The sequence below is a fragment of the Ralstonia pickettii genome (genome assembly GCF_001699815.1).
In the GTDB taxonomy this organism is placed as follows: Bacteria; Pseudomonadota; Gammaproteobacteria; order Burkholderiales; family Burkholderiaceae; genus Ralstonia; species Ralstonia thomasii.
The window spans coordinates 18,885-40,020 of the sequence record NZ_MCGB01000081.1 but is presented as its reverse complement, the minus strand read 5'-3'; the positions used below and the strand labels follow the sequence as shown (position 1 = coordinate 40,020).

At 63.1% G+C, this 21,136-nt stretch carries 22 protein-coding genes and 1 pseudogene; 16 read left to right on the top strand and 7 right to left on the bottom strand.

Going from position 1 to position 21,136, the window contains the following annotated elements:
• A pseudogene (locus BEK68_RS25550) lies at positions 1-151 on the top strand (TetR/AcrR family transcriptional regulator); the annotation flags it as partial.
• Here the strand turns inward: BEK68_RS25550 and BEK68_RS16685 are convergent.
• Positions 121-927: an IS5 family transposase gene (locus BEK68_RS16685; RefSeq protein ID WP_009239173.1), complete on the bottom strand. Its 807-nt coding sequence runs from the start codon at positions 925-927 to the stop codon at positions 121-123. The pseudogene BEK68_RS25550 and the gene BEK68_RS16685 sit on opposite strands and share 31 nt — an antisense overlap.
• 60 nt (positions 928-987) lie before the next feature.
• Between BEK68_RS16685 and BEK68_RS16680 the strand changes: the two genes are divergently transcribed.
• On the top strand, positions 988-2,040 hold the full coding sequence (locus BEK68_RS16680; RefSeq protein ID WP_009239174.1) for a diguanylate cyclase domain-containing protein: 1,053 nt from the start codon (positions 988-990) through the stop codon (positions 2,038-2,040).
• A gap of 68 nt (positions 2,041-2,108) precedes the next feature.
• Here BEK68_RS16680 and BEK68_RS16675 read toward each other — a convergent pair whose 3' ends face one another.
• From BEK68_RS16675 to BEK68_RS16665, 3 genes are all read right to left on the bottom strand, one after another.
• Entirely contained in the window at positions 2,109-2,534 is a 426-nt protein-coding gene (locus BEK68_RS16675; RefSeq protein ID WP_009239175.1) for a hypothetical protein, read from the bottom strand.
• A gap of 211 nt (positions 2,535-2,745) precedes the next feature.
• Positions 2,746-3,303 carry a single-stranded DNA-binding protein gene (locus BEK68_RS16670; RefSeq protein WP_009239176.1) on the bottom strand — a complete coding sequence of 186 codons (558 nt, stop codon included), beginning with the start codon at positions 3,301-3,303 and terminating at the stop codon, positions 2,746-2,748.
• 51 nt (positions 3,304-3,354) lie between these two features.
• Positions 3,355-4,518 (bottom strand): MFS transporter, encoded by a 1,164-nt coding sequence (locus tag BEK68_RS16665; protein WP_012434894.1) that lies wholly within the window; start codon positions 4,516-4,518, stop codon positions 3,355-3,357.
• Positions 4,519-4,760: 242 nt separating this feature from the next.
• Between BEK68_RS16665 and uvrA the strand changes: the two genes are divergently transcribed.
• A complete protein-coding gene (uvrA, locus tag BEK68_RS16660; protein ID WP_009239177.1) occupies positions 4,761-7,625 on the top strand; it encodes an excinuclease ABC subunit UvrA in 2,865 nt (954 codons plus the stop codon).
• Between the two features lie 83 nt (positions 7,626-7,708).
• Complete coding sequence (locus tag BEK68_RS16655) at positions 7,709-8,194, top strand: adenosine-specific kinase (protein WP_004633365.1); 486 nt, start codon at positions 7,709-7,711, stop codon at positions 8,192-8,194.
• 30 nt (positions 8,195-8,224) lie between these two features.
• On the opposite strand, the gene BEK68_RS16650 is transcribed toward BEK68_RS16655, so the two are convergent.
• Complete coding sequence (locus tag BEK68_RS16650) at positions 8,225-8,842, bottom strand: LysE family translocator (RefSeq protein WP_009239178.1); 618 nt, start codon at positions 8,840-8,842, stop codon at positions 8,225-8,227.
• A gap of 125 nt (positions 8,843-8,967) precedes the next feature.
• Positions 8,968-9,576: an adenine phosphoribosyltransferase gene (locus BEK68_RS16645; protein ID WP_009239179.1), complete on the bottom strand. Its 609-nt coding sequence runs from the start codon at positions 9,574-9,576 to the stop codon at positions 8,968-8,970.
• 108 nt (positions 9,577-9,684) lie between these two features.
• Between BEK68_RS16645 and BEK68_RS16640 the strand changes: the two genes are divergently transcribed.
• Positions 9,685-10,263 carry a DJ-1/PfpI family protein gene (locus BEK68_RS16640; RefSeq protein ID WP_004633369.1) on the top strand — a complete coding sequence of 193 codons (579 nt, stop codon included), beginning with the start codon at positions 9,685-9,687 and terminating at the stop codon, positions 10,261-10,263.
• Between the two features lie 40 nt (positions 10,264-10,303).
• Positions 10,304-10,708, top strand: coding sequence for a ribbon-helix-helix domain-containing protein (locus tag BEK68_RS16635; protein ID WP_004633372.1), 405 nt, complete (start codon positions 10,304-10,306; stop codon positions 10,706-10,708).
• 9 nt (positions 10,709-10,717) lie between these two features.
• Here BEK68_RS16635 and BEK68_RS16630 read toward each other — a convergent pair whose 3' ends face one another.
• Positions 10,718-12,697: a monovalent cation:proton antiporter family protein gene (locus BEK68_RS16630; RefSeq protein WP_004633374.1), complete on the bottom strand. Its 1,980-nt coding sequence runs from the start codon at positions 12,695-12,697 to the stop codon at positions 10,718-10,720.
• 310 nt (positions 12,698-13,007) lie between these two features.
• Here BEK68_RS16630 and BEK68_RS16625 point away from each other — a divergent pair, with 310 nt between their 5' ends.
• The 10 genes from BEK68_RS16625 to BEK68_RS16580 all read left to right on the top strand — a co-directional run bounded on the left by BEK68_RS16625 (position 13,008) and on the right by BEK68_RS16580 (position 21,098).
• On the top strand, positions 13,008-13,991 hold the full coding sequence (locus BEK68_RS16625; protein WP_009239180.1) for a KpsF/GutQ family sugar-phosphate isomerase: 984 nt from the start codon (positions 13,008-13,010) through the stop codon (positions 13,989-13,991).
• A gap of 16 nt (positions 13,992-14,007) precedes the next feature.
• On the top strand, positions 14,008-14,604 hold the full coding sequence (locus BEK68_RS16620) for a KdsC family phosphatase (RefSeq protein ID WP_009239181.1): 597 nt from the start codon (positions 14,008-14,010) through the stop codon (positions 14,602-14,604).
• A gap of 4 nt (positions 14,605-14,608) precedes the next feature.
• Entirely contained in the window at positions 14,609-15,241 is a 633-nt protein-coding gene (gene lptC / locus BEK68_RS16615) for an LPS export ABC transporter periplasmic protein LptC (protein WP_004633381.1), read from the top strand.
• A gap of 59 nt (positions 15,242-15,300) precedes the next feature.
• Positions 15,301-15,888 carry a lipopolysaccharide transport periplasmic protein LptA gene (gene lptA, locus BEK68_RS16610; RefSeq protein ID WP_004633383.1) on the top strand — a complete coding sequence of 196 codons (588 nt, stop codon included), beginning with the start codon at positions 15,301-15,303 and terminating at the stop codon, positions 15,886-15,888.
• Between the two features lie 30 nt (positions 15,889-15,918).
• Complete coding sequence (gene lptB / locus BEK68_RS16605) at positions 15,919-16,707, top strand: LPS export ABC transporter ATP-binding protein (protein WP_004633384.1); 789 nt, start codon at positions 15,919-15,921, stop codon at positions 16,705-16,707.
• A gap of 96 nt (positions 16,708-16,803) precedes the next feature.
• Positions 16,804-18,315: an RNA polymerase factor sigma-54 gene (locus BEK68_RS16600; protein WP_009239182.1), complete on the top strand. Its 1,512-nt coding sequence runs from the start codon at positions 16,804-16,806 to the stop codon at positions 18,313-18,315.
• Positions 18,316-18,365: 50 nt separating this feature from the next.
• Positions 18,366-18,719: a ribosome hibernation-promoting factor, HPF/YfiA family gene (gene hpf, locus BEK68_RS16595; RefSeq protein ID WP_004633388.1), complete on the top strand. Its 354-nt coding sequence runs from the start codon at positions 18,366-18,368 to the stop codon at positions 18,717-18,719.
• A 346-nt stretch (positions 18,720-19,065) separates the two neighbouring features.
• Entirely contained in the window at positions 19,066-19,521 is a 456-nt protein-coding gene (gene ptsN / locus BEK68_RS16590) for a PTS IIA-like nitrogen regulatory protein PtsN (RefSeq protein WP_004633390.1), read from the top strand.
• 73 nt (positions 19,522-19,594) lie between these two features.
• Positions 19,595-20,569 carry an HPr(Ser) kinase/phosphatase gene (gene hprK / locus BEK68_RS16585; RefSeq protein ID WP_004633393.1) on the top strand — a complete coding sequence of 325 codons (975 nt, stop codon included), beginning with the start codon at positions 19,595-19,597 and terminating at the stop codon, positions 20,567-20,569.
• Positions 20,570-20,756: 187 nt separating this feature from the next.
• On the top strand, positions 20,757-21,098 hold the full coding sequence (locus BEK68_RS16580) for a PsiF family protein (protein WP_004633396.1): 342 nt from the start codon (positions 20,757-20,759) through the stop codon (positions 21,096-21,098).
• Positions 21,099-21,136: the final 38 nt, after the last annotated feature.

Sequence of the window (21,136 nt, the reverse complement as noted above, 5' to 3'; positions counted from 1 at the left end):
AGCGGACCCGCAATTGATGCTCTTCGAGATGTACAGCCTGGAACTGGGTCTGCATCACGATGCGCGTTTCCTGCGGTTGCCGAACAGCGCCGAGCTGGCCATGGTGGCGCTTAGAGCGTGTTATGCACTTTGGACGACAGGTGCGGCGTGAACGAGCATGAGCATGGCAAAGACGACGAAATGCAAGCCGGCGAGTGTTTCAGGCAAGCGCTCGTAGTCGCGTGCGAGTCTTCGAAACCGATTGAGCCATCCGAAACTGCGCTCGACGACCCATCGGCGTGGCAGCAGGACAAAGCCTTTCTTCGCCTCTGGCAGTTTGATGACCTGCAATTCGATGCCTTCGTCCCGCGCGGCTTGCGCTGGTTCTTCGCCCGTATAACCCTGGTCGGCAAAAGCAAGCTTTACAGTCTGCCCGGTCACAAGCTGAACCTCTCGTGCCAACACCTGAACTTGCGCGCGCTCTTGTTCATTGGCCGGCGTGATATGAACTGCCAGCAAATGCCCGAGTGTATCGACGGCCATATGCACCTTGCTTCCCCGTTTGCGCTTGTAGCCGTCGTAACCCGCGCGCGGACCGCTCTCGCACGTCGATTGCAGCGTACGCCCGTCGAGAATGACTGCACTCGGCTGACCTTGCCGCCCTTGCGCCACGCGCAGCACCGAACGCAAATCCTGAACCATGGCCTCAAAACAGCCCCCTCGCAGCCAGCGTTGCGTCTGCTGGTACACAGCCTCCCAGGGCGGAAAGTTCGTCGGCAGCATGCGCCATGCGGCCCCCGCGCGTGCCAGCCAACGCAGCGCGTTGAACAGCTCTCGCAATTCATATCGCCTCTGCGGCGCGTCTTGGTTCATCAACGTCAAATACGGCGCCGCGAAGCTCCATTCTTCGTCACTCACGTCGCTCGGATACGGTCTGCGTTTCTCCATCACGCTTCGACTGCAGCACCGACGGAAAGTGCATAACACGCTCTAGGAAAGCCGAGCGAGATGCCGGAGTTGACTTGGCCGGTTCAGGATGCATTCCGTACCAACTTCGTGCCCCCTGCCCCGGATGCCAATCAAGATGCGCCACGTGCGTTTTCAGCAAGCCGCCTGCTATTGAACGCGCCCAGCGTTTCACCGAACACCCGAAATGATGACGTTCTGAGTCTCTTTGCACGGCATCCAAACTTGCATGCGGTTGCCGTTGTGGAGAATGGACGCCCCGTCGGTCTGATTAGCCGGCACGCATTTGTCGACGCCTATGCCTTCCCATATCGCCGGGAACTGCACGGCAGAAAGACCTGTATGGAATTTGCGAATCAGACGCCGGTCGTCGTCGAGCAAGGTGCGACGATGGAGCAGTTGATGAGCCTGTTGAAGTTGGGCGACCAGCGATATCTGTCCGAAGGGCTGGTCATCGTCAACCAAGGCCAGTACGTCGGATTGGCAACCGGAGAGGACCTGGTTCGCGCAGTGACTGAAGCACGCATCGAAGCGGCGAGATACGCAAATCCACTGACCTTCTTGCCAGGCAATATTCCAATCGACATCCACATGAATCGGCTCCTGGAAAGCGACGTGCCATTCCATGCCTGCTACTGTGACCTTAACAGCTTCAAGCCATTCAACGATGTGTATGGCTATTGGCAAGGTGACAAGATGATAAAGCTCGCCGCCGAAACCCTCGCCGAAGCCTGCGACCGACAAAGTGATTTTCTGGGCCACATTGGTGGGGATGACTTCTTTATCCTCTTCCAGAGCCCCGACTGGGAAGCGCGCATTCGCACGGCGATGGCACAGTTTGATGCATCAGCAGTAGGGCTCTACACACCGGCTGACATCAAAGCCGGCGGCATTCAGAGTGAGGACCGTCACGGCAATCTTCGCTTCTACAACTTTGTGACCATCGCGGCAGGCGTTGTACCGGTTCAGGCGGGCGCCGCCATAGACACGAGTGTCATTGCAACTCAGGCGGCAGCTGCCAAGAGGCAGGCAAAACGTGCGGGAGAAAAATTCTTCGTGTGCCGCGAGCCCTTTGCCGTTGTTGCTTGCTGTTGAGGCAATCGGAGGTTTGGGTCGAATGATGCGCTCGCTTGGCGGGAAGCAACCAAGCTGTGGCATTTCCCTCAGAGGTCGGTAGCGCTGCGACGGGCCTCACTCACTGCTTTCACGTCAACGGCTGCCGGCCCGCGGCGCATGCGAATCCGTTTGATGTCGATGACTTTTCGGCTACGTTGCCCCTCTTTTTCCGCATGCTCCGAATCATCGACTCCGTACTGAGCGGCCTCGGCCAACCGGTTGAGTTCGGGTGCCGTTAAAAACTGCCCCGGACGGATCCGCTCGAGCAAGTCAATGTTGGCTTGAGCCAGTTCCCGATATAGAAAGGCCAACACCCGGCAAACGCTATGAATACTGTTGGCTGCCAGGCCACGCTTGCGGTGTCTGGCGAGGTACAAGGCCGCTTCGTGAACCGGAAGGCCGCCGGGTCTAGTCAGAACAGAGTGGTGCTCTCCATTCTGGAATCTGACACGCTTTGCGATGAACTCAGCCATCTACCCACCACTTCATTCAAGTAGTAGTTGAGCCTAGACCCCCGAGGACCACCTCAAAGTTCTAACGGCGTAAGGGTTGGGCATTGTTTACCCGCTCCCAGGCGAACGCTCTAATGAGCGTAGGAAAATTCACCGGAAAACGTAAACAACAAAAAAGCCTGCAACCCAAAGGGCTGCAGGCTCGTTGTTTACACCGTTCTAAAAGTACCCTTCAGAACGGAATATCGTCGTCCATATCCTCAAAACCGTTCGACGTTGCAGGCTGGCGACGCGCGCCACCGCCTTGGCCACCGCCACCTTCGCCGCCGCGCGTGTAGCCGCCGCCTTGGCCTTGGCTTTGACCTTGGCTACGGCCACCGCCGTAACCACCGCCGCCGCCTTCACCGCCACGCGAGTAGCCACCACCACCGCCACCGCTGCTGCCACCGCCCTCACCACCACGGCCGCCGAGCATCTGCATTTGGTCTGCGACGATTTCCGTGCTGTATTGCTTCTGGCCGTCCTTTTCCCATTGACGGGTCTTGAGCCGGCCTTCGATGTAGACCGACGAACCCTTCTTCAGGTATTCACCGGCAATTTCAGCCAGGCGGCCGAAGAAGGCGATGCGGTGCCACTCGGTGGCTTCCTTCATTTCGCCGCTGGCCTTGTCTTTGTAGCGGTCGGTGGTTGCCACGCGAATGTTGGTGACAGCATCGCCACTGGGCATGTAACGCGTTTCAGGATCGGCGCCGAGATTGCCGACGATGATGACTTTGTTGACGGACGCCATGATGAGTTTCCGAAGGTAATTGAAGTGATGCCGCCGTTGGGCCCGGGGTTTTCAGTGTCGGCGCAGCGCCGGCATCTGCATGGGGCTCGCAATTATAAGCCAGGCAAAAGCCAGCGCGGCGCAGGTTAGGAATACCGCGTGCTGCCCTGCGTGCAGCAGAATCCAGCCGCCGCCCGCGCCGCCCGCAAACAGGCCCAGCGCCTGCGTCGTGTTGTACACGCCCATGGCCGCGCCCTTGCGCACGCCCGGCGCGTACTTCGACACCAGCGACGGCTGCGACGCCTCCAGCACGTTGAAACCGAGGAAGTAGACCAGTAGCGCAATCGCCAGCGCGGCAAGTGTCGGATTCACTTCGCCGAGTGCCAGCTGCGCCACCATCACCAGCGCCACGGCAGACAGCAGCACCGCTTTCATCTTGCCGCGTTTTTCTGCCGCAATGATGGCAGGCACCATCAGCACAAACGACACGCCCATCACCGGCAGGTAGATCTTCCAGTGCGAATCGACGGGCAGGCCGGCGGCTTCCAGCATGTGCGGCAGCACGACGAACAACGCCGTCTGCGTGGCGTGCAGGGCGAACACGCCAAAGTTCAGTCGCAGCAGCTCGGGATGGCGCAGAACTTCGCGGAACGGTGCTTTCACGTGTTCGGGCGGACGCGGCGGGTTGGGCACGACCCACAGCACCACGCCGATGGCGACGATGGCAAGCACGCCAATCGCCGTGAACATGCCGGGCATGCCGACCCAGCGGAAGATGACCGGCGCACTCACGATGGCCACGGCAAACGACAGGCCGATGCTGCCCCCGATCATGGCCATGGCCTTGGTGCGATGCTCCTCGCGCGTGAGGTCGGCCACGAAGGCGATCACCGCCGACGAGATCGCCCCCGCGCCCTGGATGGCCCGCCCCACGGCGATTCCCGCAACGCTGTGCGAAAACGCCGCCACCAGGCTGCCCACCGCAAAGATCACCAGCCCCGTCACGATGACCGGCTTGCGTCCGAAGCGATCCGACAGCCAGCCGTACGGGATATAGAGCACCGCCTGCGTGAGGCCATACACGCCGATGGCAAAGGCGACGAGTTGGGTGTTGTTGCCGTCGGGCAGCGTTTTCGCGAACACCGCGAAGACCGGCATGATCATGAACAAACCCAACATGCGCAGCGCGAAGATGCCGGCCAGCGAGGCGGCCGCGCGCAGCTCAAGGCCGTTCATGCGGCCGGAAGCGGAAGTCATGGATGCGGAAGCGGAGGACATGGTGCGGAAACCGCCGCAAAACAACCGAAGAAAAGCGGCGACAAAGACACTTGGACGGTTTTACGGATTGCCCCATCTGGGAGCAGATACCGGCAAAACCGAAGTTCGGTATATTAGCAGGCTTACCCTTTTCCACCCTCCCGCCGATTGCCGCAGGCGGTCCGCCCTCCGACGCCGCATTCAGCTGCACTCAGCCGCACATGGACGAAATCAAGATTCGTGGGGCCCGTACCCACAACCTGAAGAACATCAACCTCGATCTGCCGCGCAACCAGCTGATCGTGATCACCGGGCTTTCGGGGTCGGGCAAGTCGTCGCTCGCGTTCGACACGCTGTATGCGGAGGGGCAGCGGCGCTATGTGGAATCGCTGTCGGCATATGCCCGGCAATTTCTGCAACTGATGGAAAAGCCTGACGTGGACCTGATCGAAGGTCTGTCCCCGGCCATTTCCATCGAGCAAAAGGCCACGAGCCACAACCCACGCTCGACGGTCGGCACCGTTACCGAGATCCACGACTACCTGCGTCTGCTGTATGCGCGCGCCGGTACGCCTTACTGCCCCGATCACGGCCAGCCGCTGGAAGCGCAAAGCGTGTCGCAAATGGTGGATGCCGTGCTGGCGCTGCCGGCCGACACCAAGCTGATGATCCTGGCACCCGTGGTGGCCAACCGCAAAGGCGAGCACGTCGACCTGTTCGAAGCGATGCAGGCCCAGGGTTTTGTGCGCTTTCGCATCCGCTCGGGCGGCGGCACGGCGCACGAGGCCGAGGCCAAGGTCTACGAAGTCGACAACCTGCCCAAGCTCAAGAAGAACGACAAACATTCGATCGAGGTCGTGGTCGACCGCGTGAAGGTGAACCCGGAACTCAAGCAGCGTCTGGCCGAGTCGTTCGAAACCGCGCTGCGCCTGGCAGACGGCCGCGCGATCGCGCTGGAAATGGACACCGGCAAGGAACATGGCTTCAGCTCCAAGTTTGCCTGTCCGATCTGCTCGTATTCACTGCAGGAGCTGGAGCCGCGGCTGTTCTCGTTCAACAACCCGATGGGCGCCTGCCCGCACTGCGACGGCCTGGGCCAGATCACGTTCTTCGATCCGAAGCGCGTGGTGGCCTTTCCGAATCTGTCGCTGGCGTCTGGCGCGATCAAGGGCTGGGACCGCCGCAACCAGTTCTATTTCCAGATGCTGCAAAGCCTGGCGGCGTTCTACGACGTCGACATCGATGTCGCGTTTGAAGACCTGCCGGCTGAAATCCAAGAGATCGTGCTGCACGGCTCGGGCAAGCAGCAGATACCGTTTACGTACATCAACGAGCGCGGCAAGACCACGGTGCGCGAGCACGCGTTCGAAGGGATCATCCCCAACCTGGAGCGGCGCTACAAAGAGACCGACTCCATCGCCGTGCGCGAGGAGCTGGCCAAGTACCAGAACAACCAGCCGTGCCCGGAATGCCACGGCACCCGCCTGCGCCGCGAGGCCCGGTTCGTCAAGATCGGCGAAGCCGACCAGGCACGCGGCATCTACGAGATCAACGGCTGGCCGCTGCGCGATGCGCTCACGTATTTCCTGACGCTGAACATGCACGGCGCCAAGCGCGAGATCGCCGACAAGATCGTCAAGGAGATCAGCGCGCGGCTGAACTTCCTGAACAACGTCGGGCTCGATTACCTGTCGCTGGAACGCAGCGCCGATACGCTGTCGGGCGGCGAGGCGCAGCGCATCCGGCTGGCGTCGCAGATCGGCTCGGGGCTGACCGGCGTGATGTATGTGCTGGACGAGCCGTCCATCGGCCTGCACCAGCGCGACAACGATCGGCTGATCGGTACGCTCAAGCACCTGCGCGATCTCGGCAATTCGGTGCTGGTGGTGGAGCACGACGAAGACATGATCCGCGCGTCGGACTACGTGGTCGACATCGGCCCCGGTGCCGGCGTGCATGGCGGCCAGATCATCGCTGAGGGCACGCCCCAGCAGGTCGAGCAATCGCCGGCGTCGCTGACGGGCGATTATCTGTCGGGCAAGCGCCGCATCGAAGTGCCCAAGCAGCGCACGGCCCCCGATGAAGAGCGCTGGCTGCGCATCATCAACGCCAGCGGCAACAACCTGAAGAACGTGTCGGCAGATATTCCGATCGGGTTGCTGACGTGCATCACGGGCGTGTCGGGTTCGGGCAAGTCGACGCTGATCAACGACACGCTGTACCACGCGGTGGCGCGCCATCTGTATGGCTCGACGCCGGAGCCCGCAGCGCACGATCGCATCGACGGCCTGGAGCATTTCGACAAGGTCATCAACGTCGACCAGTCGCCGATTGGCCGCACGCCGCGCTCGAACCCGGCCACCTACACGGGCCTGTTCACGCCGATCCGCGAGCTGTTTGCCGGCGTGCCGTCCGCCAAGGAGCGCGGGTACGACCCCGGCCGCTTCTCGTTCAACGTCAAGGGCGGCCGCTGCGAGGCCTGCCAGGGCGACGGTGTGCTTAAGGTCGAGATGCACTTCCTGCCAGACGTGTACGTGCCCTGCGACGTGTGCCACGGTAAGCGCTATAACCGCGAAACGCTCGAAGTGCTCTACAAGGGCAAGAACATCACCGAAGTGCTGGAGATGACGGTGGAGCAGGCGCACGAGTTCTTCGCGCCGGTGCCGGTGGTGCGCCGCAAGCTGCAGACGCTGCTGGATGTGGGCCTGGGCTACATCCGCCTGGGGCAATCGGCGACCACGCTATCCGGTGGCGAAGCGCAGCGCGTGAAGCTGTCGCTCGAGCTATCGAAGCGCGACACGGGCCGCACGCTGTACATCCTGGACGAGCCGACCACCGGCCTGCACTTCCACGATATCGAACTGCTGCTGAAGGTCATCTACAAGCTGCGCGATCACGGCAATACGATCGTGATCATCGAGCACAACCTCGACGTGATCAAAACGGCCGACTGGCTGCTGGATCTGGGCCCGGAGGGCGGTGCGGGCGGTGGGCAGATCATCGCCAAAGGCACGCCCGAGGATGTGGCCAAGAGCAAGGCGAGCTTTACCGGCAAGTACCTAGCGCCGCTGCTCAAGCGCAAATAAGGCGGCACCGGCGCAGCCGCTTGCAATCAAGCCGCTGCGCCCTACGATGAAGAGCGTTCCCATCGTCGCACAGGAGCGTCGCCATGGACCTCACCGTGGTGCCCATCGTCAAGCCGGAGGCGACCAACTTCATCTTCGGCCAGTCGCATTTCATCAAGACCGTGGAAGACCTCCACGAGGCGCTCGTGGGCGCGGTGCCGGGTATCCGCTTCGGCATTGCGTTCTGCGAGGCATCGGGCAAGCGGCTCGTGCGCTGGTCAGGCAATGACGAAACCGCTCTTCAGCTCGCGCGTGACAACGCGCTCGCCATTGGCGCGGGCCATACCTTTTTGATCTTCCTGGGTGACGGGTTCTTTCCCGTCAATGTGCTGGCTGCCGTGCGCGCGGTACCGGAGGTGTGCCGCATCTACTGCGCCACAGCCAATCCGACGCAGGTGATCGTCGCGCAGACGGAGCTGGGGCGCGGCGTGCTCGGCGTGGTGGACGGCGCCTCGCCGCTGGGTGTCGAAACCGATGCCGACATCGCTTGGCGCAAGGACCTGCTGCGGCAGATCGGCTACAAGCTCTAAGTCAAACGCCCGGGGGATCCGGGCGTTTGCTTATTTGGTCAGGGCCACGCGCAAGCCCAACCCGATGAAGATGCAACCGCTCAAGCGATCGAGCCACAGCGATGCGCGCGGCGTACGGCGCATCCAGCCGCCCAGCGCCGCCGCGCACCAGCCGTACGCGCTGAACACCACGATGGTCTGCGCCATGAACACGCCGCCCAGCAGCAGCATTCGCAGCGCCGCATGGCCGGCCTGCGCATCGACGAACTGCGGCAGGAACACCACGAAGAACAGCGTCACCTTCGGATTGAGCAGATTCGCAAAGACACTCTGGCGATACACCTGCCAGAGGCCCGGGGCCGCCTGCGGTCCAGCATGACCCAGGCCGCCGCCCTTGCTGCGCAGCGCCTGGATGCCCAGCCAGATGAGATACGCCGCGCCCAGCCACCGGATCGCCTGGAACGCCACGGGCGACGATTGCAGCACCGCAGCCAGCCCGAGTGCGGCCAGCGTCGTATGAAACAGGCAGCCCGACGCAAATCCCGCCGCCGCCGTCAGCCCAGCCTTGCGGCCTTGGCTCGCGCCGCGTGCAATCACCTGCAAATTGTCCGGCCCGGGCATCACCGTGATCGCAATCGAGGTCAGCAGGAACAGCCATACGTGAGGCATCGACGTCTCCCAGGGTGCCGCGGAAATGGAAGGGGTCATGCTACTGCGCGCAGCAGCAAGTCGTCATATTTTTGTCACATGAGCGTATGCGGCTAGCGCATCACGCGAAGGCAGCAGACAGCCGCTCAGTGTCCGTCAAAGCGGCAGACCGTGAAGAGCGGCAGGCCGCCCTCGATCAGCAGTTGCGAGCCGCCCAGTTCGGGCAGGTCGACAATCGCCGCGCCCTCCACCACCGTCGCCCCCAGCCGTTCGAGCAGACGCTTGTCGGCCAGCATGGTGCCGCCAGTGGCGATCAGGTCGTCGATCAACAGGACGCGGTCGCCGGGCTTGCAGGCATCGGCATGGATTTCCACTGTCGCGCTGCCGTATTCGAGCATGTACTCCTCGGCCACCGTGTTGAACGGCAGCTTGCCTTTCTTGCGGATCGGCACGAAGCCAAGGTTCAACTCATACGCCACGATCGAGCCCAGGATGAATCCGCGCGCGTCGATGCCCGCCACCAGGTTCAGCCCCTGCCCCATGTAGCGATGGACGAACACGTCCACCAGCACGCGCAGGCTCTTCGGGTCCTGCAGCAGCGGCGTGATATCGCGAAACATCACCCCGGCCTGCGGCCAGTCCGGCACCGTGCGGATACGGTCACGCAGGTAGCGCGACACATCGCCCAGTTCGGTGGACGCGGGAACGGACGACGGCGTCAGCAGCGCCGCCTGGTGATGAGGGACTTGGCTCATGGCAAAAACAGGAAAGCAGGAAATGTGGTCTGCGGTAATGGGCTACCACCCGGGCCGAATGGCGCCGAACCACAATGGGCAAACCGCAACCATACAGGAGACACGGCGATGGCAAAGAAAATTCTGATGCTGGTCGGCGACTACGTAGAGGACTACGAGGTCATGGTTCCCTTCCAGGCGCTGCAGATGGTCGGTCACACCGTGCACGCCGTCTGTCCGGACAAGCGCGCTGGCGATTCCGTGGCGACCGCCGTCCACGATTTCGAAGGCGCACAGACGTATTCCGAAAAACCCGGTCATCGCTTCACCGTCAACGCCACCTTTGCAGATGTTGACCCGGCAGCGTACGACGCGCTGGTCGTGCCCGGCGGCCGCGCGCCCGAATACCTGCGCCTGAACGCCCGCGTGCTTGAGGTCGTACGTCACTTCTTCCAGGCGGACAAACCCGTCGCAGCGATCTGCCACGGTGCCCAGTTGCTGTCGGCCGCGGGTGTGCTGGAGGGCAAGGCGTGTTCGGCCTATCCGGCATGTGGCCCGGAAGTCACGGCAGCGGGCGGCACGTTCAAGGACATCCCCGTTGACCAGGCGCACACCGACGGCAAGCTCGTCACGGCACCCGCCTGGCCGGCACATCCGGCCTGGTTGGCGCAGTTTCTTGAAGTCCTGGGCACGCGGGTTCTACACTGATCCGGCTGCCCGCACGCCGGGCACTCCAGGAGCCCCGGCCATGTGCGAAATCTTCATCCGCGCCAATCCCCATTCGTATGACAGCCTCGCGCGCTCGCTACGCCTGCACGGCGTAGCGACCAGCGTGCGGCTGGAGTGCCTGTTCTGGGAGGTGCTCGAGGAGATCGGCCAGCGCGACGGCCTGACGGTCAACCAGCTCATCAGCAAGCTCTATGACGAGTTGTTTGAGCGTCGCGGCGAGGTGGCGAACTTTGCATCGTTCCTGCGCGTCTGCTGTCTGCGCTATCTCATGTTGAAGCAGGACGGGCGCATTCCCGCCGATACGCGAGTGTCGATCAGCTCGCTCGATGCCGCAGCAGTGCTCGACGGCCTGCCGCCCAACATGGCGGATGCCCCGCCGCCGCGCCGCTCACGCGGGCCACTGCTCGAATCGCTCGTGAAGTAAGCGGCGGCATCAACGCGGCGAGAGCCGCTCCTCCGCCATCTGCAGCCCCTCGGGCGTGCCGCGCAGCACAACGATATCGCCCAGCTCCAGCACGGTGTCCGGATCGGGATCGAGCGCGCGAATGCCCTGGCGCCGGATCGCCGTGACCGACGTCTTGAACGTCTCCAGCCCCATCGTGCCCAGCTTGCGGCCAATGGCGGGCGAACCCTTGGCCAGCGGCACCGAATGCAGGCGCACGGCGTCGCGCTCGAGCATGTCTTCCTCGTCGTCCTGACCGTGGAAGTAGCCGCGCAGCAGGCTGTAGCGTGCGTCGCGCATCTCTTGCGCACGGCGCACCACACGGCGCAAGGGCACGCCCAGCAGCACCAGCGCGTGTGAGGCCAGCATCAGGCTCCCTTCGATGATCTCGGGAACGACCTCGGTGGCGCCGGCTTGCTGCAGGCGATCGAGGTCGGCATCGTCGATGGTGCGCACGATCACGGGCAGGGTCGGCTCCAGCGCCTGCACGTGGTGTAGCACCTTCAGCGCTGACGCCGTGTCGGCATAGGTAATGGCGACCGCCGCTGCGCGATGGATGCCGGCCGCCACCAGCGACTCGCGCCGCGCCGCGTCGCCATAGACGACATGCTCGCCGGCGGCCGCGGCGTCGCGCACGCGGTCGGGGTCCAGATCCAGCGCGACATAGCCGATGCCTTCCTGCTCCACCATGTGCGCCAGGTTTTGGCCACTGCGCCCGTAGCCGCAGATGATGACGTGGCGCTCGGTGGCAATGCTCTGCGCGGCGATCTTGGTCATTGCCAGCGATTGCATCAGCCAGTCCGTGCGCGACAGGCGCATGGCGATCACATCGCTGTACTGGATCAGGAACGGCGCCAGCAGCATCGACAGCAGCATGGCCGCCAGGATTGCCTGGCCGAGCAGCGGGTCGATCAGCCGCATGCCGTCAATCTGGTTGAGCAGCACAAAGCCGAACTCACCGGCCTGCGCCAGGCCCAGCGCCGTACGGATCGCCGCGCCGCCACCGGAACCGAAGACCCGCGCCAGCAGCGCAATCAGCACAAACTTGAACAGCACCGGCGCCATCACCAGCCCCAGCACGAGCGCCCAGTGCTCGAAGACCACGCGCGGGTCCAGCAGCATGCCGACCGTCACGAAGAACAGGCCCAGCAGCACGTCGCGAAACGGCTTGATGTCTTCTTCCACCTGCAGCTTGTAAGGCGTTTCCGACACCAGCATGCCGGCCAAGAAGGCGCCCAGCGCCATCGACAAGCCCAGCCGCTCCGTCAGCGCCGCCATGCCCAGCGTAACCAGCAGCAGGTTCAGCATGAACAGCTCCTGCGAGCGCCGCGCCGCCACCAGATGGAACCAGCGCGACAGCAGCTTCTGCCCCAGAAACAGGATCAGCACCAGCGCAACGGTGATCTTGAGCGCGGCAATGGACAGCGCGAGCACGAGGTCGGTCGGGTTCTTGCCCAATGACGGCACCACGATCAGCAGCAGCACGACCGCCAGATCCTGGAACAGCAACACGCTGATGATGTTGCGGCCGTGCTCGGTCTCCAGCTGCAGACGCTCGGCCAGCATTTTTGAGACGATGGCCGTGGACGACATGGCCAACGCGCCACCCAGCGCCAGTCCTGCTTGCCACGACAGCGGGTACCAGTGGGACAGCACCATCGAAACTGGAATCGTGAGCAGGATGGTCAGCCCCACCTGCGACGCCCCGAGCCCTAGCACCAGCCGCCGCATCGAACGCAGCTTGGAGAGGTTGAACTCCAGCCCGATCGAGAACATCAGGAACACCACCCCGAACTCGGCCAGATAGCGCGTCTGGGCCGAATCGGACTCCAGCCCCGTCGCCTTCGGCCCGATCAGCACGCCCACCACCAGGTAGGCCAGCATCGGCGGCAATTGCAGCATGCGGAACAGCACCACGCCGATCACGGCGGCGGCCAGCAACACGAGGGTGAGTTCCAGCGGCGAATGCATGCGACGCGAAAAAACCAATCGAAAGGGGTTGGACAGGAGGGCCGGCAACTACGCATCAAGACGGTGCGTGCGCAAACGAGCACGCAGGCGCTGCAAGACCGATGCCAAGGTATAAACGAAGAGCGCGATACGCGAGACGCCGCAGAGCAAAAAATGACGGCGTGGCGACGGGAAGAAAGAGATTTGGAAGCCGAATGCTGCGGCGCAGCAAAACGGAGCGCCCGCACGCTCCGCCCACTCCCCGCAAGTCAAGTCCCAACGCGCCGCCAGCGGCCGAGGACTGTGTCAATCGTTGTTATACTTCGCCGCCATGATAGCGAATTTCAATCCAGACCGAGCGCTTGCGCTGGCGCAGCAAACCTTCGACATCGAAGCGCGAGCCGTACTCGGTCTCAAGACCCAGGTGTCCGCCGACTTTGCGCGCGCGGTCGAAATGGTGCTCGGCTGCACCGGCCGCGTCGTCGTGTCAGGCATGGGCAAATCGGGCCACGTGGCGCGCAAGATTGCCGCCACACTGGCCTCGACCGGCACGCCGGCCTTCTTCGTGCACCCGGCCGAAGCGAGCCATGGCGATCTCGGCATGGTCACCCGCGACGACGTTTTCATCGGCTTTTCCAATTCCGGCGAAGTGTCGGAGCTGAACGTCATCCTGCCGCTGGTCAAGCGGATGGGCGCCAAGCTGATCGCCGTCACGGGCAACCCGGGGTCCTCGCTCGGCAAGCATGCCGACGTGGTGCTCAACTCGCACGTCGACGTCGAAGCCTGTCCGCTGAACCTTGCCCCCACCGCCAGCACTACCGCGCAGATCGCGCTGGGCGATGCGCTAGCCGTGGCCGTGCTCGACGCACGCGGCTTCGGTGCAGAAGACTTCGCACGCTCGCATCCGGGCGGATCGCTCGGCCGCAAGCTGCTGACGCACGTGCGCGACGTCATGCGCGCCGGCGACGCCATCCCCCGCGTGGACCAAGACACGCCGCTGTCGCAGGCGCTGATGGAAATCACCCGCAAGGGCATGGCGATGACCGCCGTGGTCGATGCCCAAGGCCACGCCGTGGGCGTGTTCACCGACGGCGACCTGCGCCGCCTGCTCGAGACCCCGCGCGACTGGCGCACCGTGCCAATCAACGAGGTCATGCATCGCAACCCGCGCTCGATCGGCCCCGACCAGCTCGCCGTTGAAGCCGTCGAAGTCATGGAAACGCACCGCATCAACCAGTTGCTGGTGGTCGATGCCGCCGGCCTGCTGGTGGGCGCGCTGCACATCCACGACCTGACGCGGGCCAAGGTCATCTGACCAGCCCACGCCGCTGATGATCACCCTGGCCCCATTTCCCACCGACAGCGTCCACAGCAACATCGACGCGCGCTTTCCGCAAGCAATGGAACGCGCCGCGCGCGTGCGCCTGATGGTGTTCGATGTGGATGGCGTGCTGACCGACGGCCGCTTGCTCGTTGGACCGGAGGGTGAGATCAGCAAGGCTTTCGACACCCTCGACGGCCACGGCATCAAACTGCTGGCACAGGCCGGCGTCACGCCGGCCATCATTACCGGACGGCAATCCGAAATCGTGGCCTGGCGCGCCGGGGAACTCGGCATCGAACATCTGTACCAAGGCGTAGCCGACAAGCGCGAGGCGTTTGCCCACCTGCTGGCGGCAACGCAACTGCAAGCCGCCGACGCCGGCTACATGGGCGACGACTGGCCCGACCTGCCGGTGATGACGATGGCGGGCTTTACCGCCTGCCCTGCCCAGGCCCATGCCGAACTGCGCAGCCGTGCCCACTACGTCGCCCAGGCCACGGGCGGGCGCGGCGCGGTGCGCGAAGTGGCCGACCTGATCCTCAAGGCCCAAGGCGCCTACGACGCCCTGCTCGCGCAACTGCTGCAGGCCCCGCAACCTTTCTGACTCCATGGCCAGCGAACGCTCCCAACGCCTCGTCTCCTCCGTGCTGCAGATCATGCTGCGCGGGCTGCCGATCCTGCTGATGGCAATCGTCTGCGGCGTCACGTTCCTGCTCGTGCAGGTCAACACGCCGCAGACCGACGAAGCCGCCACGCAGCCCAAGCGCCACACCGCCGACTACACCATGGACGGCATCTCGGCCACCGCACTGGACGAGACCGGCACGACCAAATACCGCTTCACCGGCGTCCACATGAATCACTATGAGGACGACCTGACCTACGACGTCACGTATCCCGCACTGCGCGTTTATGCGCCCGATCGCCCGCAGGTCACCGCCCGTGCAGACCTCGGCAAGATGAACGGCGACGGCACCGTCGTCGATCTGTACAACAACGCCAAGGTCATCCGCGCGCAGGGCTCCGACGCCCGTCAGGACCCGCTGATGACGGCCGATTCGACCTACTTCCAGGTGCTGCTCAACGACGACATCGTGCGCACCGACAAGCCGGTCGAGCTGCATCGCGGGCCGTCGATCATGAACGCCAACGGCCTCACCTTCAACAACGTGACGCGCCAAGTACAATTGCTGGGCAATGTGCGGGGCCGAATTGAAGGGCTGGGGGCGCCGAAGCAGTAAACTCTGCCCCCGACACCTGACTACGCCCACCGACCGCGCCCTTCTCCGACGTGATCCCCATGACTCTTTCCCTCCGTGCTGCCGGCCTCGCCATCGTCGCTGCGCTGCTGCTCCCGGCCCTGCCCGCGCATGCCGAGCGCGCCGACCGAGACAAGCCGCTCGTGCTCGAAGCCGACAACGCCAGCTACGACGATCTGAAGCAGGTCTATCACTTGACCGGCAACGTGGTGCTGACCAAGGGCACCATGGTGCTGCGCTCCGACCAGGCCGATCTGCGTACCGACCCCGAGGGCTACAACTACGCCGTCGCCACGTCCAAGCCCGGCAACCTCGCCTTCATTCGCCAGAAGCGCGACAACGTCGACGAATACATCCAGGGTTGGGGCGAGCGCATCGAATACGACGGCAAGCAAGAGATTTCCAAGCTGATCACCCGCGCACGCATGGAACGCCTCCAAGGCGCGACGCAGCTCGACGAGATCCGCGGCGCAGTAATCACGTACGACGGCCAGAAAGAGTTCTACACGGCCTCGGGCGGCGCAGAGAACGCCACTGCAGCCAACCCGTCGGGCCGCGTGCGCGCCGTTCTGGCACCGCGCACGAGCGCGCCTGCCGCGCCAGCATCTGCCCCGGCTGCCAAGCCCTGATCCGTACCGCCTGCCTTTTCAGCTTCGCTTATGTCCGCCACCACCCTCGCCCCCAAGACTGCAGCGCCGCAGGCCACGACTTCCAGCACGCTGGTCGTCCGCCATCTGAAGAAGCGCTACGGTACGCGCACGGTGGTCAAGGACGTGTCGCTTGACGTGAAAAGCGGCGAGGTGGTCGGCCTGCTCGGCCCCAACGGCGCGGGCAAGACGACCTCGTTCTACATGATCGTCGGCCTGGTGGCGCTGGACGCCGGCGACATCGTGCTCGACGGCGAGCACATCAGCCGCCTGCCGATCCACCAGCGTGCGCGCATGGGCCTGTCGTATTTGCCGCAGGAGGCCTCGGTGTTCCGCAAGCTCAATGTGCAGGAAAACATCCGCGCCGTGCTCGAATTGCAAGAGCAGAACGGCAAGAAGCTCTCGCAAGACGAAGTCAATCGCCGCCTCGACGGCCTGCTCGACGACTTGCAGATCGCTCACCTGCGCGACAACCCTGCGCTGTCCCTATCGGGTGGTGAACGCCGCCGCGTGGAGATTGCCCGCGCGCTGGCCTCATCGCCGCGCTTCATCCTGCTCGATGAACCGTTTGCCGGCGTCGATCCGATCGCGGTGGGCGAGATTCAACGCATCGTCAGCTTCCTGAAAGACCGCAATATCGGCGTGCTGATCACCGATCACAACGTGCGCGAAACGCTGGGCATCTGCGATCACGCCTACATCATCAGCGAAGGCACCGTGCTGGCTGCAGGCATGCCGGAGCAGATCATCGAAAACGAGGATGTACGCAAGGTCTATCTGGGCGATAACTTCCGGATGTAAGCCGCGCTGCACGCTTACGCCTTAAGGACGTGGCAAAGGCGCACCTTAAAGCAAAATCCGTTCCATCGACGAAGTGTTGGGCATAGAATAGCCCGCATGAAACAGTCGCTCCAGCTCCGTCTCTCTCAGCATCTCGCGCTCACGCCGCAGTTGCAGCAATCGATCCGACTGCTGCAGTTGTCGACCATCGAACTGCAGCAGGAAGTTGAACAGGCCCTGACCGAAAACCCGCTGCTGGAGCGGGAAAACGAGTGGCTCGACACCTCCGCCCGCATTGGAGCGGACGGCTCCTTGAACGCGCTGCAAAGCAACAGCGCGACGCCCCTGCCCACCGAATCGCCTCCGCCCGCACCCAACGGCGGCGACAGCAGCGACAGCTCGGACAGCAGCTACGAAAACGGCCACGACAACGGTGCCGATTTCGACAGCGATTACGGCTCCGACCGCTCCGACTGGAGCCTCGACGACTTCGCCCGCAAGCCGCAATCCGACGAAGACGATCGCGCGCCACTGCAGTTGCGCGAAGCCGAGCAAAGCCTGCGCGAATTCCTCATGGAACAACTCGCGCCGCTCAAGCTCTCGATGCGCGACAAGGGCCTCGTCATCTTCCTGATCGAATCGCTCGACGACGAAGGTTATCTCTCAGGCACGCTCGACGAAATCCTCGCAGACCTGCCGCCCGAACTCGAAGTCGAACTCGACGAACTGCAAGCCGCGCTGCGCATGCTGCAGAGCTTTGATCCGCCCGGCATTGGCGCGCGCTCAGCGGCCGAATGCCTGTCGTTGCAATTGCATCGGCTCGATTCGCCAGCGAAAGGGCTGGCGCTCATCATCGTTAATCAGCACCTCGAACTGCTGGCCGCGCGCGACTACACGCGCTTGAAGAAGGCATTGTGCGTCGACGAACCCACACTGAAAGCTGCGCATGAGCTGATTCGTTCACTGGCACCGTTTCCGGGTCATGCATTCGGCCGCGCCGAAGCGGATTTCGTGGTGCCCGACGTGATTGTGCGCAAGACAAGCGCAGGCTGGATGGCGCAACTGAACCCCGACGTCATGCCGCGGCTGCGCATCAACGACATGTACGCGCAGATCCTGCGCAGCAGCCGCGGTGAATCGGGCGCTGCCAATCTGCAGCAGAAGCTGCAGGAAGCACGTTGGCTGATCAAGAACATCCAGCAGCGCTTCGATACGATCCTGCGTGTCTCGCAAGCGATTGTCGAGCGTCAAAAGAGCTTCTTCACGCACGGCGAAATCGCCATGCGCCCCTTGGTTTTGCGGGAAATAGCCGATACACTGGGTCTACACGAGTCCACGATCTCCCGTGTGACAACGAACAAATACATGGCGACCCCGATGGGGACGTTCGAGTTGAAGTACTTCTTCGGCAGCCATGTATCGACGGAAACCGGCGGGGCCGCGTCGTCCACTGCGATACGCGCGCTCATCAAGCAACTTGTAGGAGCCGAAGACCCGAAGAATCCTCTGTCCGATAGCAGAATTGCCGAGCTGTTAGGCGAACAAGGATTCGTGGTGGCCCGTCGGACGGTGGCCAAATACCGCGAAGCCCTCAAGATCCCTGCAGTGAATTTGCGCAAGTCTTTATAGCCGCATCGCGGGCAGTTCCGGTGCGGCCCATCTTGAGAAGGAGAACCGCTATGAACTTCAAACTCAGTGGACACCATCTGGACATCACGCCTGCTTTGCGTGAGTACGTGGAAACGAAACTGGAGCGTGTGATCAGGCACTTCGATCAGGTGATTGGCGTCAGCGTGTTGCTATCGGTCGATAACCACAAGGAGAAGGATCGGCGTCAGTACGCGGAAATCAACCTGCACCTCAAGGGTAAGGACGTCTTCGTCGAATCACACCATGAAGATCTTTATGCGGCCATCGACCTACTCGTCGATAAGCTCGACCGGCAAGTGATCAAATACAAGGACCGCGTGCAAGGGCACGATCGTGACAGCATGAAGCACCAGGCCTTTCAAGCCGTGCAGATGCAGCAATAGCAAGACCGCACCACAGAAACCGCGCCCCGAGGTGGCGCGGTTTTTTTATGCCGTGGTGCATTCGTGACGAATCCGATTGCAACGGATTTAAGTCGGGCTAAAATCTGACGAAAGTATGAACGCTGGCGTGGCGCGGCTTTTGGCGTGATGCTGGCAAAAACAGGGTCGATGCCGCGCGCACATTGCCGGCACCGGCTGATCGCAGCCCCGGGGGATTCGCTTCTCTGCCCTGCGCGGTGCACCACTGGTGCGCCGCACAAAGCCGCGCGACACGTGGTCTATAATGACCCCATTGTCCGCGCGCCATCTTGGTGCAGAAGGACGCCGCTCATTTCACGCATTGCACATGAATCGCTTGGCCAAACTGCTGCCGCCCGGGAACATTGCCCTCGACGTCAGCGTAACCAGCAAAAAGCGGGTATTTGAACAGGCCGGCCTGCTGTTCGAGAACAACCACGGCGTGGCCCGCGCAGTGGTCACCGACAACCTCTTTGCACGCGAGTCGCTGGGCTCCACGGGCTTGGGCGCTGGCGTGGCCATCCCGCACGGCCGGATCAAGGGGCTCAAGCAACCGCTGGCTGCATTCATGCGCCTCTCTGAACCGGTGCCTTTTGAGTCACCCGACGGCAAACCTGTCTCGCTGCTGATCTTTCTGCTGGTGCCTGAGCAGGCCACCCAGCAGCATCTGGAAATCCTCTCTGAAATCGCCCAACTGCTGTCCGACCGGGACATGCGCGAAGGCCTCGCCACCCTGCCGTCGCCCGAGGCGATTCACCAGCTACTGACCGACTGGCGGCCCTGATCGCGGCGCAATCGGGGGCAAGCGCAACCGATTGCGAACGCGCTATGCCCCGTCGGCATCACTGTGCCCTGCTATGGAACTGACCGGCGTCATCGCCCAATCGATCTTTGACGACAACGCAGCTGATCTGAAGCTCTCGTGGGTCGCCGGCCTGGAGGGCGCGGACCGCGCGTTCGACGTGGACTTCGCCAAGGAGGCGACGTCTGCAGCCGACCTGGTCGGGCACTTGAACCTCATCCACCCGAACCGCATCCAGGTGCTCGGCAAGCCCGAGATCACCTACTACCAACGCTTGTCGGAAGAAAACCGCAAGCGCCAGATGGGCGAGTTGATCCTGCTGGAGCCGCCCTTCCTGGTGGTGGCCGATGGCGTCGATCCGCCGCCCGATCTGGAACTGCGCTGCACGCGCTCGTCCACACCGCTGTTCACGTCACCGATTTCCTCGGCTGCCGTCATTGATCATCTGCGCCTGTATCTGTCGCGCATCTCGGCGCCGCGCGTGACGATGCACGGGGTGTTTCTCGACATCCTCGGCATGGGCGTGCTGATCATGGGCGATTCGGGTCTGGGCAAGAGCGAGTTGGGCCTGGAACTGATCTCGCGCGGCCACGGCCTTGTTGCCGACGACGCAGTCGACTTCGTGCGGTTGGGGCCGGACTTTATCGAAGGCCGCTGCCCGCCGCTGCTGCAGAATCTGCTGGAAGTGCGCGGCCTGGGCCTGCTCGACATCAAGACGATCTTCGGTGAAACGGCGGTGCGCCGGAAGATGAAGATCAAGCTGATCGTGCAACTCGTGCGCCGCAACGATGGCGAATTCGAGCGCCTGCCGCTCGATTCGCAGTACCTCGATGTGCTCGGTCTGCCAATCCACATGGTGAAGATTCAGGTGGCTGCTGGCCGCAACTTGGCCGTGCTGGTCGAAGCCGCGGTGCGCAACACCATCCTGCGCCTGCGCGGCATTGATACGTTGCGCGACTTCATGGACCGCCAGCGAGCCGCCATGCAGGCTGAAGCCGCTTCCCACTCGCCCCAGGGCCGTCTGCTTTAACAAAGCCGCTACAAAGTTTCGTCTCCAGGTCGGTTTTACCCTAGTTTTCGCTGCGAAACGTCAACCCGACATGCTGCCTCTCCGTTGTGGGAGGGAATGCGCCGAGCACGCACGCGGCGGCGTTCATCGCGAGCGTGGCGGTTTGTCTCCGCCCGCTCTTCTGTCGGTACCCAAGGAGAACACGACGATGAAACAACTGATTGCCGCTTGCGCCCTGGCGCTCCCGTTCCTGGCTGGCCAGGCATTCGCCCAAGGCAGCGCACCCGCAGCCGCGCCGGCCGCACCTGCTGCCGCCCCGGCAGCCAAGAATTCGCAGCAAGACAAGATGAAGCAATGCAACATGGACGCCGCCGGCAAGAAAGGCGACGAGCGCAAGGCTTTCATGAAAGGCTGCCTGTCGGACAAGCCGGCAGCTGCCGCCAAGCCGATGACGCAGCAGGAAAAGATGGCAGCCTGCTCCAAAGCCAACAAGGGCAAGAAGGGCGACGAGTACAAGAACGCCCAGAAAGCGTGCCTCTCGAACGGCTGAGCGCCCGTTAGCCTCGCTTCAAAAAGGCGGCCGCATCG

What these genes read in the sequence shown, in the direction of transcription:
- BEK68_RS16635 (WP_004633372.1), top strand. Translation starts at nt 10,304, where the DNA reads ATGTGCGAAATCTTCATCCGCGCCAATCCCCATTCGTATGACAGCCTC.
- BEK68_RS16680 (WP_009239174.1), top strand. Translation starts at nt 988, where the DNA reads ATGCCGGAGTTGACTTGGCCGGTTCAGGATGCATTCCGTACCAACTTC.
- lptA (WP_004633383.1), top strand. Translation starts at nt 15,301, where the DNA reads ATGACTCTTTCCCTCCGTGCTGCCGGCCTCGCCATCGTCGCTGCGCTG.
- ptsN (WP_004633390.1), top strand. Translation starts at nt 19,066, where the DNA reads ATGAATCGCTTGGCCAAACTGCTGCCGCCCGGGAACATTGCCCTCGAC.
- BEK68_RS16670 (WP_009239176.1), bottom strand. Translation starts at nt 3,303, where the DNA reads ATGGCGTCCGTCAACAAAGTCATCATCGTCGGCAATCTCGGCGCCGAT.
- BEK68_RS16640 (WP_004633369.1), top strand. Translation starts at nt 9,685, where the DNA reads ATGGCAAAGAAAATTCTGATGCTGGTCGGCGACTACGTAGAGGACTAC.
- BEK68_RS16625 (WP_009239180.1), top strand. Translation starts at nt 13,008, where the DNA reads ATGATAGCGAATTTCAATCCAGACCGAGCGCTTGCGCTGGCGCAGCAA.
- uvrA (WP_009239177.1), top strand. Translation starts at nt 4,761, where the DNA reads ATGGACGAAATCAAGATTCGTGGGGCCCGTACCCACAACCTGAAGAAC.
- BEK68_RS16580 (WP_004633396.1), top strand. Translation starts at nt 20,757, where the DNA reads ATGAAACAACTGATTGCCGCTTGCGCCCTGGCGCTCCCGTTCCTGGCT.
- BEK68_RS16665 (WP_012434894.1), bottom strand. Translation starts at nt 4,518, where the DNA reads ATGAACGGCCTTGAGCTGCGCGCGGCCGCCTCGCTGGCCGGCATCTTC.
- lptB (WP_004633384.1), top strand. Translation starts at nt 15,919, where the DNA reads ATGTCCGCCACCACCCTCGCCCCCAAGACTGCAGCGCCGCAGGCCACG.
- BEK68_RS16655 (WP_004633365.1), top strand. Translation starts at nt 7,709, where the DNA reads ATGGACCTCACCGTGGTGCCCATCGTCAAGCCGGAGGCGACCAACTTC.
- lptC (WP_004633381.1), top strand. Translation starts at nt 14,609, where the DNA reads ATGGCCAGCGAACGCTCCCAACGCCTCGTCTCCTCCGTGCTGCAGATC.
- BEK68_RS16620 (WP_009239181.1), top strand. Translation starts at nt 14,008, where the DNA reads ATGATCACCCTGGCCCCATTTCCCACCGACAGCGTCCACAGCAACATC.
- BEK68_RS16600 (WP_009239182.1), top strand. Translation starts at nt 16,804, where the DNA reads ATGAAACAGTCGCTCCAGCTCCGTCTCTCTCAGCATCTCGCGCTCACG.
- BEK68_RS16630 (WP_004633374.1), bottom strand. Translation starts at nt 12,697, where the DNA reads ATGCATTCGCCGCTGGAACTCACCCTCGTGTTGCTGGCCGCCGCCGTG.
- hpf (WP_004633388.1), top strand. Translation starts at nt 18,366, where the DNA reads ATGAACTTCAAACTCAGTGGACACCATCTGGACATCACGCCTGCTTTG.
- BEK68_RS16675 (WP_009239175.1), bottom strand. Translation starts at nt 2,534, where the DNA reads ATGGCTGAGTTCATCGCAAAGCGTGTCAGATTCCAGAATGGAGAGCAC.
- hprK (WP_004633393.1), top strand. Translation starts at nt 19,595, where the DNA reads ATGGAACTGACCGGCGTCATCGCCCAATCGATCTTTGACGACAACGCA.
- BEK68_RS16650 (WP_009239178.1), bottom strand. Translation starts at nt 8,842, where the DNA reads ATGCCTCACGTATGGCTGTTCCTGCTGACCTCGATTGCGATCACGGTG.
- BEK68_RS16645 (WP_009239179.1), bottom strand. Translation starts at nt 9,576, where the DNA reads ATGAGCCAAGTCCCTCATCACCAGGCGGCGCTGCTGACGCCGTCGTCC.
- BEK68_RS16685 (WP_009239173.1), bottom strand. Translation starts at nt 927, where the DNA reads ATGGAGAAACGCAGACCGTATCCGAGCGACGTGAGTGACGAAGAATGG.